14 protein-coding genes and 1 pseudogene are annotated in these 14,326 nt (G+C 72.8%); 6 read left to right on the top strand and 9 right to left on the bottom strand.

Annotated elements, in window-relative coordinates; all coding sequences use genetic code 11:
- Nucleotides 1–7: 7 nt before the first annotated feature.
- On the bottom strand, nucleotides 8–862 hold the full coding sequence (locus ACLJQZ_RS33735) for an SDR family oxidoreductase (RefSeq protein ID WP_410623880.1): 855 nt from the start codon (nucleotides 860–862) through the stop codon (nucleotides 8–10).
- 116 nt (nucleotides 863–978) lie between these two features.
- On the opposite strand from ACLJQZ_RS33735, the gene ACLJQZ_RS33730 reads away from it, so the two are divergent.
- Both ACLJQZ_RS33730 and ACLJQZ_RS33725 read left to right on the top strand, forming a co-directional pair.
- A complete protein-coding gene (locus ACLJQZ_RS33730) occupies nucleotides 979–1,380 on the top strand; it encodes a winged helix-turn-helix transcriptional regulator (RefSeq protein WP_247050403.1) in 402 nt (133 codons plus the stop codon).
- Nucleotides 1,381–1,416: 36 nt separating this feature from the next.
- Nucleotides 1,417–2,430, top strand: coding sequence for a YihY/virulence factor BrkB family protein (locus ACLJQZ_RS33725; protein WP_410623878.1), 1,014 nt, complete (start codon nucleotides 1,417–1,419; stop codon nucleotides 2,428–2,430).
- Here ACLJQZ_RS33725 and ACLJQZ_RS33720 read toward each other — a convergent pair.
- The gene (locus ACLJQZ_RS33720) at nucleotides 2,427–3,218 is read right to left on the bottom strand and encodes an SAM-dependent methyltransferase (protein ID WP_410623876.1); all 792 of its coding nucleotides are present in this window, start codon (nucleotides 3,216–3,218) and stop codon (nucleotides 2,427–2,429) included. The two genes, ACLJQZ_RS33725 and ACLJQZ_RS33720, sit on opposite strands and share 4 nt — an antisense overlap.
- A gap of 146 nt (nucleotides 3,219–3,364) precedes the next feature.
- Between ACLJQZ_RS33720 and ACLJQZ_RS33715 the strand changes: the two are divergent.
- Nucleotides 3,365–4,324, top strand: a pseudogene (locus tag ACLJQZ_RS33715) (TerC/Alx family metal homeostasis membrane protein); the annotation flags it as partial.
- A gap of 32 nt (nucleotides 4,325–4,356) precedes the next feature.
- On the opposite strand, the gene ACLJQZ_RS33710 reads toward ACLJQZ_RS33715, so the two are convergent.
- Both ACLJQZ_RS33710 and ACLJQZ_RS33705 read right to left on the bottom strand, forming a co-directional pair.
- Entirely contained in the window at nucleotides 4,357–5,355 is a 999-nt protein-coding gene (locus tag ACLJQZ_RS33710) for a hypothetical protein (protein ID WP_410623874.1), read from the bottom strand.
- Complete coding sequence (locus tag ACLJQZ_RS33705; protein ID WP_410623872.1) at nucleotides 5,352–5,861, bottom strand: SigE family RNA polymerase sigma factor; 510 nt, start codon at nucleotides 5,859–5,861, stop codon at nucleotides 5,352–5,354. Before ACLJQZ_RS33705 ends, ACLJQZ_RS33710 begins: the two co-directional genes overlap by 4 nt.
- Nucleotides 5,862–6,097: 236 nt before the next feature.
- Here ACLJQZ_RS33705 and ACLJQZ_RS33700 point away from each other — a divergent pair, with 236 nt between their 5' ends.
- The gene (locus ACLJQZ_RS33700) at nucleotides 6,098–8,353 is read left to right on the top strand and encodes an RCC1 domain-containing protein (RefSeq protein ID WP_410623871.1); all 2,256 of its coding nucleotides are present in this window, start codon (nucleotides 6,098–6,100) and stop codon (nucleotides 8,351–8,353) included.
- A 24-nt stretch (nucleotides 8,354–8,377) separates the two neighbouring features.
- Here ACLJQZ_RS33700 and ACLJQZ_RS33695 read toward each other — a convergent pair whose 3' ends face one another.
- Nucleotides 8,378–8,731: a hypothetical protein gene (locus ACLJQZ_RS33695; RefSeq protein ID WP_410623869.1), complete on the bottom strand. Its 354-nt coding sequence runs from the start codon at nucleotides 8,729–8,731 to the stop codon at nucleotides 8,378–8,380.
- A gap of 77 nt (nucleotides 8,732–8,808) precedes the next feature.
- On the opposite strand from ACLJQZ_RS33695, the gene ACLJQZ_RS33690 reads away from it, so the two are divergent.
- Nucleotides 8,809–9,426, top strand: a complete 618-nt coding sequence (locus ACLJQZ_RS33690; protein WP_410623868.1) for a TetR/AcrR family transcriptional regulator — start codon at nucleotides 8,809–8,811, stop codon at nucleotides 9,424–9,426.
- A 15-nt stretch (nucleotides 9,427–9,441) separates the two neighbouring features.
- On the opposite strand, the gene ACLJQZ_RS33685 is transcribed toward ACLJQZ_RS33690, so the two are convergent.
- Complete coding sequence (locus tag ACLJQZ_RS33685; protein ID WP_410623866.1) at nucleotides 9,442–10,161, bottom strand: TetR/AcrR family transcriptional regulator; 720 nt, start codon at nucleotides 10,159–10,161, stop codon at nucleotides 9,442–9,444.
- An 89-nt stretch (nucleotides 10,162–10,250) separates the two neighbouring features.
- Between ACLJQZ_RS33685 and ACLJQZ_RS33680 the strand changes: the two genes are divergently transcribed.
- The gene (locus ACLJQZ_RS33680) at nucleotides 10,251–11,780 is read left to right on the top strand and encodes an FAD-dependent monooxygenase (protein ID WP_410623864.1); all 1,530 of its coding nucleotides are present in this window, start codon (nucleotides 10,251–10,253) and stop codon (nucleotides 11,778–11,780) included.
- 117 nt (nucleotides 11,781–11,897) lie between these two features.
- On the opposite strand, the gene ACLJQZ_RS33675 is transcribed toward ACLJQZ_RS33680, so the two are convergent.
- The 3 genes from ACLJQZ_RS33675 to ACLJQZ_RS33665 all read right to left on the bottom strand — a co-directional run bounded on the left by ACLJQZ_RS33675 (nucleotide 11,898) and on the right by ACLJQZ_RS33665 (nucleotide 14,264).
- Nucleotides 11,898–13,445 carry an adenylate/guanylate cyclase domain-containing protein gene (locus ACLJQZ_RS33675; RefSeq protein WP_410623862.1) on the bottom strand — a complete coding sequence of 516 codons (1,548 nt, stop codon included), beginning with the start codon at nucleotides 13,443–13,445 and terminating at the stop codon, nucleotides 11,898–11,900.
- A gap of 79 nt (nucleotides 13,446–13,524) precedes the next feature.
- Nucleotides 13,525–13,881 (bottom strand): TSUP family transporter, encoded by a 357-nt coding sequence (locus tag ACLJQZ_RS33670; RefSeq protein ID WP_410623860.1) that lies wholly within the window; start codon nucleotides 13,879–13,881, stop codon nucleotides 13,525–13,527.
- The gene (locus tag ACLJQZ_RS33665; RefSeq protein ID WP_410623859.1) at nucleotides 13,878–14,264 is read right to left on the bottom strand and encodes a TSUP family transporter; all 387 of its coding nucleotides are present in this window, start codon (nucleotides 14,262–14,264) and stop codon (nucleotides 13,878–13,880) included. The genes ACLJQZ_RS33670 and ACLJQZ_RS33665 overlap by 4 nt, the downstream gene beginning before the upstream one ends.
- Between the last annotated feature and the right edge of the window lie 62 nt (nucleotides 14,265–14,326).

Below are 14,326 nucleotides of genomic sequence, written 5' to 3'. Positions count from 1 at the left end.
GGGCCTGTCAGCCCTTGACGAGGGCCGCGACCGCGTCGGCCAGTGGCGTCGTCGGGCGGCCGATCAGGGTGCTCAAGTCGCCGCTGGTGGTGGTCAGTTCGCCGTCGCGGATGCCGCGGTCGGCGTCGGCCAGCATGTCGGCCACCGGGTCGGGCAGGCCCGCCGCGCCGAGGAGCTTCCGGTGCTCTTCCGACGGGACGTCCTGGTACGTCACGGGAGTTCCGGATGCTTCGGTGATCGCCGCGGCTAAGTCGGCGTAGCTCCACGCGTTGTCGCCCGCCAGCTCGTACGTCTTCCCGGTGTGGCCGTCCCCGGTCATGACGGCGACCGCCGCCTGCGCGTAGTCGAGCCGGGGGACGCCGCCGAGCCGGCCGTCGCCCGCGCTGCCGGCGAACGACCCGGTGGCGAGGGCCTGCTGAACCGTCGCCGCGTAGTTCTCGGTGTACCAGCCGTTGCGCAGGACGGTGAACGGGATGCCCGCCTCGTGGATCAGCCGCTCGGTAGCCTTGTGGTCGGGCGCGACGAAGATCTTCGTCGTGTCGGCGTACAGGACGCTCGTGTAGGCGAGGTGGCGCACGCCGGCCTCGCGGGCGGCGTCGATGACGGCCTGGTGCTGCGCGAGCCGCCGGCCGGGCGTGCTGCTGGAGATCAGCAGGACCTTCTCCGCACCCGCGAAGGCGGCCGCGAGGGTCTCGGGCCGGTCGTAGTCGGCCTCGCGGACCTGCACGCCGCGGGCGGCGAGGTCGTCGGCCTTCCGCGGGTCGCGCACGGCGGCGACGACCTGGCCGGGCGAGGTCTTCTCGAGCAGGCCGTCCACGACCAGGCGGCCGAGCTGTCCGGTGGCGCCGGTGACCACGATCATGCGTAACTCCTCAGGTCGGGTTGCTTACCTTGAGAGTGTACTAACTTTCAGGAAGTGCAAACCGATGGTGAGTACCGTCACTGGGGATTGTGCTGTCTGCCCGGTACCGTGGGGGCATGACGGAAGCGCCGGAGTGGGTGGACGAGCACGGGCAGGTGGTGTTCGACGTGTTCGCGCAGGCGTGCACGTCCCGGTCCACGCTCGAGCACATCACCGGGCGCTGGGGGATCCTCGCGATGGCCGCGCTCTACGACGGCACCTTCCGGTTCAACGCGCTGCGCCGCCGCGTCACCGGCGTCAGCGAGAAGATGCTGGCCCAGACCCTGCAGGCCCTGGAGCGCGACGGCTTCGTGCTGCGCGAGGCCCAGCCGACCATCCCGCCGAAGGTCGAGTACAGCCTCACCCCGCGCGGCCGGCGCACCGCGACGCTGCTGGTGAACCTGATCCACGACGTCGAAGGCCAGATGCCGGACGTGATGGCGGCGAACGAGGCCTACGACGCCCGCAAGGACGGCTGAGTCACTCGACCGGGTTTCTCCTCGCCCCGATCGGGTATGCCCCGCGGCGACGAGGCAGGAGATGATTACGTGCACGAGCGACGGAAACAACCCGAGGGTCCGACCGAGCTGTCGCGGCGGTCGTGGTGGGAGGTACTCAAACGCACCGTCAAGCAGTTCGGCCGGGACAACCTGACCGACTGGGCGGCCGCGCTGACCTACTACGGCGTGCTCTCGATCTTCCCCGGGCTGGTCGTCCTGACCTCGTTGCTGGGCCTGCTCGGCCCCGGCCCGACGCAGACCGTGATCGACAACATCAACCAGGTCGTGCCCGGCCAGGGGCGGGAAATCCTCGTCGGCGCGATCAAGGAGCTGTCCGGTTCGCGCGGCCTCGCCGGCCCGGTGGCGGTGCTCGGGCTGCTCGGCGCGCTGTGGTCGGCGTCCGGGTACGTCGGCGCGTTCATGCGGGCGGGCAACGCGATCTACGGCATGCCGGAGGGCCGTCCACTGTGGAAGGTCCTGCCGCTGCGGCTCGGGTTGACGATCGGCATCGTGGCACTGCTGGCCGCGTGCGCGCTGGGCGTCGTGGCGACGGGCACGATAGCGCGGCGGCTCGGCGACCTCGTCGGGCTCGGCCCGACCGGGGTGCAGGTGTGGGAGATCGCGAAGTGGCCGGTGATCGCGGTCCTGATCAGCCTGACGTTCGCGCTGCTGTACTGGGTGGGCCCCAACGTGCGGCAGCCGGGCTTCAAGTGGCTGACCCCGGGCGGGCTGCTGGCGGTCGTGCTGTGGGTGGCGGCGTCGGCGGGGTTCGCGTTGTACGTCGCGAACTTCGGTTCCTACAACAAGACCTACGGCTCGCTGGCCGGGATCATCGTGTTCCTGGTGTGGCTGTGGATCTCCAACCTCGCGGTGCTGCTCGGCGCCGAGCTGGACGCCGAGCTCGCCCGCGGCCGCGGCATCGAAGGCGGCCAGGAGAGCGAGGACGAGCCCTTCCTGCCGCCGCGCGACACGAAGGCGATGGACGCCGACGAGGTCGAGGACGTGACCGACGCCGAACGGGCGCGCTAGGGCTTGCGGCCCACGCCGGCGTAGACGTCGTCCGGTTCGGCGTCGCGGATGCCCGGTTCGGGGTGCCAGAGCGGGGCGCTCACCACACCCGGCTCGACCAGCTCCAGCCCGTCGAACAGGGCCGCGACCTCGCTGTAGGGGCGGAAGTACATCGGGTCCCGGCTGTGCCGCATCGCGTCCGCGACCGCCGCCATCTCGCGGGGCGCGTGGTCGGCGGTCAGGTGCGACAGCGCGACGAAGCTGCCCGTCGGCAGGGCCGCGCGGTAGTCGGCGACGATCTCGGCCGGGCGCAGGTCGTCCGGGACGAAGTGGAACACGGCCACCATGAGCAGCCCGATCGGCCGGTCGAAGTCCAGCAGCGCCCGCACGGCCGGGTCGGTCAGCACGGTCCGCGGGCGGCAGAGGTCGGCCTCGACGACGACGGCGTCGCGGTTGCCCTCGAGGATGAGCCGGCTGTGGGCGACGGCGACCTCGTCGTAGTCGACGTAGACCACCCGGCACGCGGGGTCCAGAGCCTGCGCGACCTCGTGCACGTTGCCGACCGTGGGGATGCCGGACCCCAGGTCGAGGAACTGCGTGACACCCCGGTCGATCATGTACCGCACGGCCCGGCGCAGGAAGGCCCGGTTGGACGCGGCCACCTGCCGGCCCGACGGCAGGACCGCCATCACCCGTTCGCCGACGACGCGGTCGGCGTCGAAGTTGTGGCTGCCGCCGAGCAGCCAGTCGTAGACCCGGGCCGCGCTGGGCAGCTTGATGTCGACACCCTCCGGGATCCGCTCGCCCACGGACACCGCGCACCTCGTTTCGCTCTCGTCCCCGGTGCGAAGGATACCCGGAAACCGGGCGGCCCCGGTGTCCGTCCACTGTGGACTCCACGTGCGCGGACGCCGAAATGTCCCTACCATCGGTGACAACGGAAGCGGGGGACGAAATGGACATCGGGGTCGGCACCTGGCTGGTCACCCTGGCCGTGATCCTCGGGCTGCTCGCGCTGGACCTGGTGCTCGCCGCGGTCCGGCCGCACAAGGTCGGGTTCCGCGAAGCAGTCGCGTGGTCGGTCGGCTACATCCTGGTCGCGGTGGTGTTCGGGGTGTGGCTGACGCTGGCCCACGGCGGTGAGTTCGGCACCGAGTACTTCGCCGGCTACATCGTCGAGAAGAGCCTGTCGGTCGACAACCTGTTCGTGTTCGTCATCATCATGACCACGTTCGCCGTCCCGGAGGAGCACCAGCACAAGGTGCTCACCTTCGGGATCGTGCTGGCCCTGGTCATGCGCGGGATCTTCATCGCCGTCGGCGCGACGCTGCTGTCGCTGTTCACCTTCATGTTCCTGCTGTTCGGCCTGCTGCTGATCTACACCGGCGTGCAGCTGTTCCGCCACCGCGACGAGGATCCCGACGTCGAGAACAACGTCGTGGTCCGCACCGCCCGCCGGGTGCTGCCGCTGTCGGACGACTACGACGGCGGCCGGCTGACGACCAGGGTGGCGGGCCGCCGGCTGGTGACCCCGCTCGTCGTGGTGCTCGTCGCCATCGGCGGCGTCGACCTGCTGTTCGCGCTGGACTCGATCCCGGCGGTCTTCGGCGTCACCGACGAGCCCTACATCGTGTTCGCCGCGAACGCCTTCGCGCTGCTGGGCCTGCGCGCGCTGTACTTCCTGGTCAAGGGCCTGCTCGACCGGCTCGTCTACCTCTCGACCGGGCTCTCGGTGATCCTCGCGTTCATCGGCGTGAAGCTGATCCTGCACTGGGCGCACGTCGACATCGACGAGGGTTTCCCGGAGATCCCCACCCCGCTCAGCCTCGGCGTGATCCTCGGCATCCTCGCCGTGGTCACGGTGGCGAGCCTGCTCAAGACCCGCCGGGACCCGGATGCGAAAGCGCACCCGGGTCCCGGCGGGGCTCGGATCCCGAACCCTGATCTTCAGCCGATCACGTGCGTGGTCCAGTTCTTCTCGTCCGGCCCGAGCAGGGTGACGCGGTCGAGCAGGCCCCGGGGGCCGCCGATCGCGTCCAGGCCCGCGGCCGCCGGGCGGTCGACCGTGACGCACGCCTTCAGGCCGTTCTTCGTGGTGCACACCGGGTTGCTCATCTTCGGCCCCGTCCCGCCCGGCGGTGCGACCTCGATCACCACGTCGGCGCCGTTGACCGAGTAGTAGAGCTGCAGCTTCCACGGCGTGCCGTCCTGGTCGGGCCGCCGCCAGAGCTGGCCGTCCGCGAGGTGGAAGCCCGCCGGCAGGCTGCTGATACGCAGGGGCAGCGGCACCGGCTTGTTCGCGAAGGTGACTTCGTCCGCGACGCGCACCAGCGACTGCCGCACGTCCGGGAAGTCGAGGTAGTACCCATGCAGCTCGGCCCAGCGGCCGTCCCCGGTCGGCCAGCGCAGGTAGGCGTCGCCGCCGTTGAGCGGGTCCTCGGCGGTGGTCGTGACCCAGTAGCCGGTCCGGTCGCCGATCCGGGCCGGGACGCTCACCGCGTGCCCGCCCATCCGGTTCAGCCGGTCGAGCGGCGGTTCCTTGTCGTAGACCGCCAGCCAGATCATCGGCGCCAGGTCGCCCCGGCCGATCGCCAGCGAGTAGTCGCCATGGGCGCCGACGCCGTATTCGACGCCGGTGAAGGCGCCGGGCAGCCAGCCGAAGCTCGCCCTGGCCACCAGGGGATCGTCGGTGGGAGCCGGCGCGACCGACACCACCGGCGGTGGCGGGGCGGCGACGGGTGCGTCCGGGGTAGGGGACCGGGTGAGCGTCACGGCGGTCAGGCCGCCGGCGAGCACGACCGCGGCGCACCCCGCGACCGCCGCGATCGTGCGGCGCCGTCGCCGGCGGGCGCCGTCCCGGCGGGCCCGGTCGAGGTCGAGCACCATCGGCGGGGCGGGCTCGTCGGTGAGTTCCTGCAGGCGCACGGCCAGTTCGTGGTCGGTCATGCGGTGACCTCCGGGAGGGTGAGGGACTCGGCGGGCAGCAGGCCGCGGAGCGCGTCCACGGCCCGGGCGGTCTGGCTCTTGACGGTGCCCGGGGAACAGCCGAGCGTCTTCGCGACGTCGCCCACCGGCAGGTCGCAGTAGTAGCGGAGCACGAGGGTCGCGCGCTGGCGCGGCGGCAGCCGGTCGATCGCGGCACGCAGGTCGAGCGCCGTCTCGACGTCGAAGCCGGCCGTGGGCGGCGGGTCGTGGTCGGCCGCGCGCAGGTCGACCAGCCGCCACCAGGACGTCCGCTGCTCGGCCAGGAAGGTGTTGACCAGCGTCCGGCGCGCGTAGCCGTCCAGGTTGCCGGCCCGGACGGCGCGAGGCCAGTGCGTGTACAGCTTGGTGACGGCGCTCTGGACCAGGTCGTCGGCCCGGTGCCAGTCCCCGCAGAGCAGGAAGGCGACTTTGCGCAGCCAGGGGGCCCGTGCCGTCACGTACTCGGTGAACCCGGCGTCTGCGGGCAAGGCGCCACCTCGTTTCGTCGTAGGGGGGGGCGGACACCTCTCTGATGCCGCCGGCCCGCCGAACGGTTGCACCGTGCGCGGATGTGGTGGCCGTCACGGGCGCTGCGCCGAACGGCCGCTACCCGCGGGCCGTCCGGCGGGGTTACAGTCCTCCGGCCGGTCATGGGGCTTTCTGGGGGGAATTCATGCGGGCTGCCGCGAGCACGTCACGTCCACTGTGGACATTCAGATCCCGCGTGGTGGCTTTGGCCGCCGGGATCTTCACGCTGGCCTCAACCGGCACCGGGGTCACCGCCGCCGCGGCGCCCGCTGCCCTCGACTCGCCGGCGTCGAGCTTTACCGCCGTGCAGCCGACCCGGTTCCTGGACACCGTGCGCGGTGTCGGCGTGCCGATCGGCACCGTCGGCCCGCACACGACGGTGACGGCGAGCGCGGGCACGCTGGCGCCCGCCGGCGCCACCGCGGTCGTGGTGAACCTGTGGGCGGAGAGCCCGACGGCCGACAGCGCGATCACGGTGTTCACCCACGGCCAGGCCCGGCCCGCACTGCCGAACCTGCTGGTCCAGGCGGGCAAGCGGCGCGCCAACCAGCTCACGGTCCAGGTCGGCGCCGACCGGATGCTGGACTTCTACAACGAGGCCGGCTCGACCCACCTGATCGCGAGCATCCTCGGCTACTACTCGACCACGGCGGAGTCGCGGTACACGCCGCTGAGCCCGTCGTGGCTGCCGCTGGGCACCCTCGGCGCCGGGGCGACGGCCAAGGTCGACCTGACCGGCAAGGTGCCCGCGACCGCCACCGCCGTGACCTTCGCCGTGAACCTGAGCACGCCGACCGCGGCCACCTACGTCAGCGCCTTCCCGCACAGCACGCCGCGCCCGACGATGGCCAGCGCGGCCGCCTACCCGGGCGGCACGGGGTCGAACCTGGTCACGGTCAAGATCGGCGCCGACCGCTCGATCGACCTGTACAACCTGGCCGGGACCGTGACGGTCGACGCGGTCGTGCTCGGCTTCTACGCCACCGATTTCGGCGCCCTGTTCACCCCGGTCGCCCCGGTCCGGATCCTGGACAGCCGCACCGGCCTGGGTCTCGAGAACGGCGTCGCGCGCAAGCTGGGCCCGAACAGCGATCTCGTGAACTGGTTGCAGCCGCCGATCCCGCCGGACGCGATCGCCGTCGCCATGAACCTGACCGGGTACGCGCCGACCGCGACGACGGCCATCACCGCGTGGGACTCCACCTCGACCGGCCAGCCGCAGCCGAGCGTGACCATTCCCGCCGGGCAGACGATCTCGGTGGCGACCGCGCCGGTCGTCTCCGCGCCGAGTTCGGCGCCGGCCTTCTCCCAGACCGACCGCTGGACCTACGTGCACAACCGCGCCGGCTCCCTCGACGTGTCGGCGGACCTGTTCGGCTACTTCACGGTGCCGCGGCCCGAGTGCACGTCCGGGTGCGTCTCGACGTGGGGCTACTACTCGTGGCGGCAGCACGAGGATCTCAGGATCCCGAGTCCGGTCAGCGGCCTGGACGGCGTCGTGGCCGTCGCCGGCCGGGCCGGCGCCGGGTACGCGCTGCGCGCCGACGGCACCGTCCGGGCCTGGGGCCCCAACCCGACGGGCGGGCTCGGCAACGGCTGGTGGGGCAGCGCCTCCTACGCCCCGGTCCCGGTGCTGGGCCTGACCTCCGTCACGGCCGTCGCGGCCGGCAACTTCAAGGGATACGCCTTGCGGGCCAACGGAACCGTGTGGCGCTGGGGGCAGGACGTCAACGCCCCGGTGGCGGTGTCCGGGCTGACCGGCGTCACCGCCATCGCCGCCACCGGCGACACCGCGTACGCCCTGAAGTCCGACGGCACGGTGTGGGCGTGGGGCAGCAACACCCGCGGCGAGCTGGGCAACGGTTCCACGGTGGCGAGTTCGGCCACCCCGGTGCGCGTGTCCGGCCTCACCGGCGTGACATCGCTCGGCGCGGGCGACGGCTACACCGGCTACGCCGTCAAGGCCGACGGCACCGTCTGGGCCTGGGGCGACAACACGAGCGGCCAGCTCGGCAACGGCGTCGCGTGCGCCGGGTGCCTCTCCCGCACCCCGGTTGCGGTGTCCGGGCTGACCGGCGTCAAGTCCGTGACCGGCGACTCGTCGGGAGCGATGGCCTTGCGCACCGACGGCACCGTCTTCTCCTGGGGTGGCAACGAACGCGGCCGGCTGGGCAACGGCGTCGACTGCCCGCCGGGCGGCACCGGTCCGAACTGCTCGGCGCCGGTGCCCGCCCCGGTCCACGACCTGACGGACGCCACGGCCATCGGGATGTTTTCCGGCGGTGGCTACGCCGTCCGCGCGGACGGCACGGTCTGGGGCTGGGGCAGCAACGAGTCCTCCGAGCTGGGCCTCAGCGTCGTGAGCTATCCCTTCTACACCACGGTTCCGGTCCAGGTGCCCGGCGTCGGCGGCGTCAAGGCCGTCGCCTCCGGGCTGGCCGTCGGCCGCTGACCCTGCTGGGAGTCGTCGTTGCCCTTACGGCGCCAGCCGCACCGTCACCGTCACGCCGCCTTTCGCGTCTTGGCGGGCGACCGCGTGGCCGGTGCGGCCGGTGCCGTCCAGCTCGACGGCGATCGGGCCGCCTTCGCCGGTGAAGTTGCGCCACCAGTTCTTCCTGCCCGGGATGCGGACGCCGATCTCGACCGCGTCGCCCGTGTGCCGGTAGCCCACCGGGATGGTGAACGTGCGGCCCGAGCGCCGTCCCGTGTACGTCACGATCGTCAGGTGCCGCCGCACCGCCGCGCCCCAGCGGCGTGACGAGCGCAGGGCCAGCACCCGGCGGTTGACCCCGCCGACCGCGCGTTCGACCAGCCGGCCGTTCGTCCTCATCGGACCTCCTCATTCCTTGTCCGCCACCGTAGCCGCGTAAGAGGAGAGACCTGTCCACTTGGCGTAAAGTGAGAAACATGAGTGCCGACCCTTCTCATCCGGCGCCGTTGCGGCGGGACGCCCGGCTCAACCGCGAGCGCATCGTCGAGGTGGCCCACGACCTCTTCGCGCGCCGGGGCCTCGACGTGCCGATGGCCGCCGTCGCCCGGCACGCCGGCGTCGGGATGGCCACGCTGTACCGCCGCTTCCCGACGAAGGAAGCACTGGTCGGCGAAGTGTTCTCGCACCAGTTCGACACGTGCGTCTCGGTCGTGGACGACGCGCTGGCCGACCCGGACCCGTGGCGGGGGTTCGTCACCCTCGTCGAGAAGGTGGGGGAGATGCAGGCGTGCGACCGCGGGTTCAGCGCGGCGGTCGCGACGGCGTTCCCGGCCGACGTCGCCGCGGAACGGGCGCTGGGCCGCGTCACCGAGCTGATCGACCGCGCGAAGGCGGCGGGCGAGCTGCGGGCCGACTTCGCGATCACCGATCTGGCGCTGGTGCTCATGGCCAACGACGGGGTGACGGCGGACTCCCCGGCGGCCACGCGCACGGCGTCGCGGCGGCTCGTCGCCTACCTGCTGAACTCGTTCCGGGCCGAGCACGCCGGGGTGCCGTTGCCGCCGCCGGCGCCCATGAGCGTCCTGCCGGTGTGAGCGTCGTCAGCGTCGTCAGGGCAGGTGGGCGGCGATGCCCGCGAGCACCCGCTCCAGGCCCGCCTCGAACCACCGGTCCCGGCGGTCGGCCGCGTGCGGCGTCTCGGCTTCGACCATCACCCGGGTGAACCGCGGGTACTGCCCGCCGTTCATGATCATCGGGCCGTACTCGCCTTCGCGTTCCATCCACTGCTCGTGGCTGAGCCCGGAGAGCCGCGCCGCCTCCTGGTCGCCCAGTTCGCTCAGCACGTGGCCCAGGACGAACGACGAGAGCGTGCCGAGGTTGGCGAGCAGCTCGTCGGTGTCGAGGTCGACGCCGTCGAACGCCGAGAACGTCAGCTCCGTCCACCACAGGCTGTGGGGGCCGTGGTTCGGCCGGCCCGAGGCCAGCGCGGGGTACCACGGGTGCCGCAGGGCCGTCGCGCGCATCGACCGGGCGATGGCGCGCAGGGCGTCCCGCCAGCCCCCAGGCAGCACGGTGCCGCGCAGCTCGCCGATCACCTCGTCGCCCATCAGCTGCAGGATGTCGTCCTTTTTGGACACGTACCGGTAGAGCGACGTGGTCCCGGTGCCCAGCTCGGCGGCGATCCGTCGCATCGAAACGGCGTCGAGTCCCTCGGCGTCGGCGATCCTGATGCCCGCGGCCGCGACGTCGCGGCGGGTGTGGGCCGGTTTCGGCCCGCGCGTCCCGTGTTCGGGGCGCAGCCAGAGCGGCGGGCGGTCGTTCGCCGGCAAGGAACCTCCTCGGATATTGCGAACACTGTACCCAGTTCGCTACGGTGGCGATACCGGGAACGATGTTGCCGGGTTCTCAAGGGGGAAAGATGGACTACGACGTGGTGGTCGCGGGCGCGGGCCCGGTCGGCCTGCTGCTGGCCTGCGAGCTGCGCCTGGGCGGCGCCCGGGTGCTGGTCGTCGAGCGCGAGACGGAGCCGCCGCGCTCGCGGTTCGGGTCGATGGGGGCCCGCGCGGTCAACGCGCCGTCGGTGCACGCGCTGCACCTGCGCGGCCTGCTGCCCGAAGTCGAACGCGCGGCCGCGATGTGGCTCGGCGGGGGCGCCGGGCTGCCCGAGTTCGAACCCGGGGACACGGGGGAGCGGCCGGACGTCTTCGTCGGCCACTTCGCCGGGATCGGCATCCGCATCGACCGGCTGCGCCCGCCCGGACCCGGCGAGGAGTTCCTCGGCGCCGGAGTGATCGCCCAGGGTGATCTGGAGGCGATCTTCGAGCGCCGGGCCGCGGAACTGGGCGTCGAGGTGCGGCGCGGGGTCTCGCTGACCGCGTTCGAGTCCGATGCGGACGGTGTGACCGTCCACATCGGACGTCCGATCCGGACCGGCTGGCTGGTCGGCGCCGACGGCGGCCGCAGCGCCGTGCGGCGGCTGGCCGGGATCGACTTCCCCGGCGTGGATCCGGTGTTCACCGGCCGTCAGGCCATCGTGGACCTGGACGACCCGGGCAAGCTGGTCGCGGACGGCTGGCAAGCGGGCGAGCACGGGTCCTATGTGGTCGGTGGCTGGGACGACGGCTCCGGCCCGCCGCGGGTGCACACCGTCGAGTACGAGGTCGTGCCCGACCGCGACGCGCCGGTGACGGCGGAAGAGATCCAGGCCAGCCTGCGGCGGGTGAGCGGCACCGACGTCCGGGTCACGCGGCTGCACGTCGCCACCCGCTACGCCGACACGACGCGTCAAGCTACGACGTACCGGAGTGGCCGGGTGCTGCTGTGCGGCGACGCGGCCCACGTGCACTCGCCGGCGGGCGGGCAGGGCATGAACCTGGGCCTCGGCGACGCGGTCAACCTGGGCTGGAAGCTCGCGCTCGTCGCGCGCGGCGTGGCCCCGGACGCGTTGCTGGACACCTACACCGCCGAGCGGCACCCGATCGGCGAGTGGGTGCAGCACTGGAGCATGGCGCAGACGGCGCTGAGCACCCAGCGCGGCCCGCGCGCGGACGCGTTGCGCGAGGTGCTGGCGGACCTGCTCGACACCCCGGACGGCGCCACGTACGTCGTCTCGAAGATCGGCGGCGGCTGGCAGCACTACGACCTGCCGGGCGACTTCCCGCTGATCGGCCACCGCGTGCCGGACCTGCCCCTGTCCGACGGAACGACGCTGGCACCCTGCTTCCGCTCCGGCCGCGCGGTCGTTCTGGACACCGGTACGGGCGCGGCAGAGGTGGCGGCGGAGTGGGAAAGCCGGGTCGAGCTGGTGACGGCGACCCCGCTGGCGTTCCCGGACCAGAAGCTGGCGGCCCTGATCCGCCCGGACGGCCACATGGCCTGGGCCGCCGTCGGCGCGGATCCGGAGGGACTCCGCGAAGCCCTGACAACGTGGCTGGGCCCACCCGCCTGACCACCCACCCGCCCCTCGGATCCCCGCCGCCGCAAGGAAGTCCGTGAATGGCACATCGAGGGACTCAGAGTCCCTCGATGTGCCATTCACGGACTTCGGCGACCCGGCCGGGAGGAGTCAGCGTCGCGGGGTGGCCAGCGTCGTCGGGCGGGAGCGGCCGCGCAGGGTGACCTCCTCGGTCGCCGACCACCGGCCCGCCTCGTCCTGCGTCGCCGACTCGACCGCCGTCCAGGACGCCACCAGGCGCCCCTCGACGTTCTTCGCCAGCTCCGTCAGCCGCGCCGCTTCGTTGATCGGGTCGCCGATCACCGTGTACTCGAAACGGCGTGGGTCCCCGACGTTCCCCGCGACCGCGTCGCCCGTGGCCACGCCGAGGCCCGCCGGGCAGTCCGGGACCTCCGTCGCCAGCCGGGCCGCGATCGCGCGGGCCGCCGCGAGTGCGCAGGTCGCGTGATCGGCCAGCGGCGTGGGCGCGCCGAAGATCGCCAGGACCGCGTCGCCGACGAACTTGTTCACCAGGCCGTGGTTGCGGTCCACCTCGTCGACCACCACGGCGAAGAACCGGTTGAGCAGGCCGACGACCTCCTCGGGCGGGCGGCTCGCGGCCAGCGCCGTCGAGCCCACCAGGTCGACGAACAGCACCGACACCGTGCGCACCGTCCCGCCCAGCTCCGTGGGCACCCGCATGGCCTCGACCGCGACCTCGTGCCCGACGTGCCGGCCGAACAGGTCCCGCATCCGCTCGCGTTCCCGCAGCCCGGCGGCCATCCCGTTGAACCCGGCCTGCAGCAGGCCCAGTTCGGTACCGTCGTAGACCGGGATCTCGCCGTCGAACTCGCCCGCCCGCACCCGGGCCAGCGCGTCCTGGACCGACCGGATCGGGTTCACCACCGCACGGGCGGTGAACACCGTGACCAGCAGGCCGAAGCACAGCACGACCAGCCCCAACGCGATCACCGACACGGCCAGCTTCGTGGTGGAGACGTCGCCGCGCACCCAGGCCAGCACCGCCGTGACCACCAGCCCGGCGACCGGTACTCCGGTGCCCAGGCACCAGAACAGCAGCATCCGCAGGTTGACGCCGCCGCTGACCGGCCGCGCCGGCGTCGTGCCCGCGAGCGCGCGGGCCGCGTACGGCCGCAGGGCGAACTCGCCGAACAGGTACGCGATCGCGCAGACCACCACACTCGCGAAGGCGACCACCAGGAACACGGTCAGCGCGACGTGCGGTTGCAGCAGCGCGGCCAGCCCGGCGAACACCACCGTCGCGACGCCCCACAGCACCGCCTGCATCATCGTGAGCCGCAGCGGGACGCGCAGGCTGGCGGCGCGCTCGGCGTCGGTCGGGCGACGGCCGTCGGCGGCCCAGCGCAGCGTCCGCAGCGCGCCCCGGGTGCCCCAGAGTGCGCCGACGACCACCGCGGACACGACGTAGGCGGGCACCGCGACCGCCGTCACCCGGACGAGGGCGCCGGACAGGCCCGGGGCGGGCATGAGCAGGGCCGCGAGGCCGACCACGACCAGCGCGCCGATGACGTTGGTGGCGATCAGCGTCCCGGTGAGCAGCAGCTGGACGCGCCGCCGCAACGTGGGGACGTCCTGGTCGAGGGGCCCGAGCAGCCCGGAGCCGAACGGCCCGGCTGGAGAGTCAGGGTGGAGAGTCACCGGTTCCTGCCGTTCGCCACACGATTGAGTGAACGACTGTACACCGGAATGTCATCGAGCCGGGCCAGGCGCGCCGGGCTCACACCAGGACGGTGACCAGCGCCGCCGCCAGCAGTCCGAGGTAGGCCACGGCGTGCGCGCGATCCGGGATGTCCGGGGACCACCGCCGCAGCAGCGTGATCGTCGGCAGGGACCCGGCCAGCAGGAGCGCCGCGGCGGCCGGGTCGATCGCCGCGGGCCCCGGCGCGGCCAGGTAGACGGCCGTCGCCGCGGCGGCCACCGGCAGGCTGAGCGGGTTGGCCAGCGCTGTCGCGTCGCTCATCGGCAGGCCGCGCCGGCGCAGCAGCGGCACCGTCAGAACGCTGCCGCCGACGCCCAGGAACCCCGCCACCGCCCCGATTCCGACGCCGCCGGCCGTGACGGTGGCCCGGCTCAACGCTGGGGCCGGCCGCCGCCGAGGAACCCGCGCCGCAGGACGCTGTCCAGGATGGTCAGGGCCAGGTACGCGGCGAACAGCGCGTGCAGCACGCCGTCCGGGACGCTCGTCGCGGCCAGCGCGCCGAGGCCCGCGCCGACGGCGATGAACGCGGCCAGCGGCCAGACGTACGCGCGCCGCAGCCGGCCGGCGCGCACGACCGTGATCGTCGCGCCGAGCGAGTTGACCAGCATCACCACCGCGGACGTCCCGACCGCGACGTGCATCGCGGCCGGGCCGGTCGCGGCCACGGCGTAGACCACCGGGACCGTCACGAACCCGCCGCCGAAACCGAAAAGCGCTGTGGTGACGCCGCTGAGGACGCCCAGTCCGAAGAGAAGCACGTACCGGAACGCTAGGCCGGACGCGGCTGGCGGTCATTCGATGATCGGCCATGTTCTTCCGA

It is taken from the genome of Amycolatopsis sp. cmx-8-4, assembly GCF_046548675.1.
In the GTDB taxonomy this organism is placed as follows: Bacteria; Actinomycetota; Actinomycetes; order Mycobacteriales; family Pseudonocardiaceae; genus Amycolatopsis.
The sequence above is the reverse complement of the archived record's forward strand: the minus strand, read 5'-3'. Positions and strand labels throughout refer to the sequence as shown.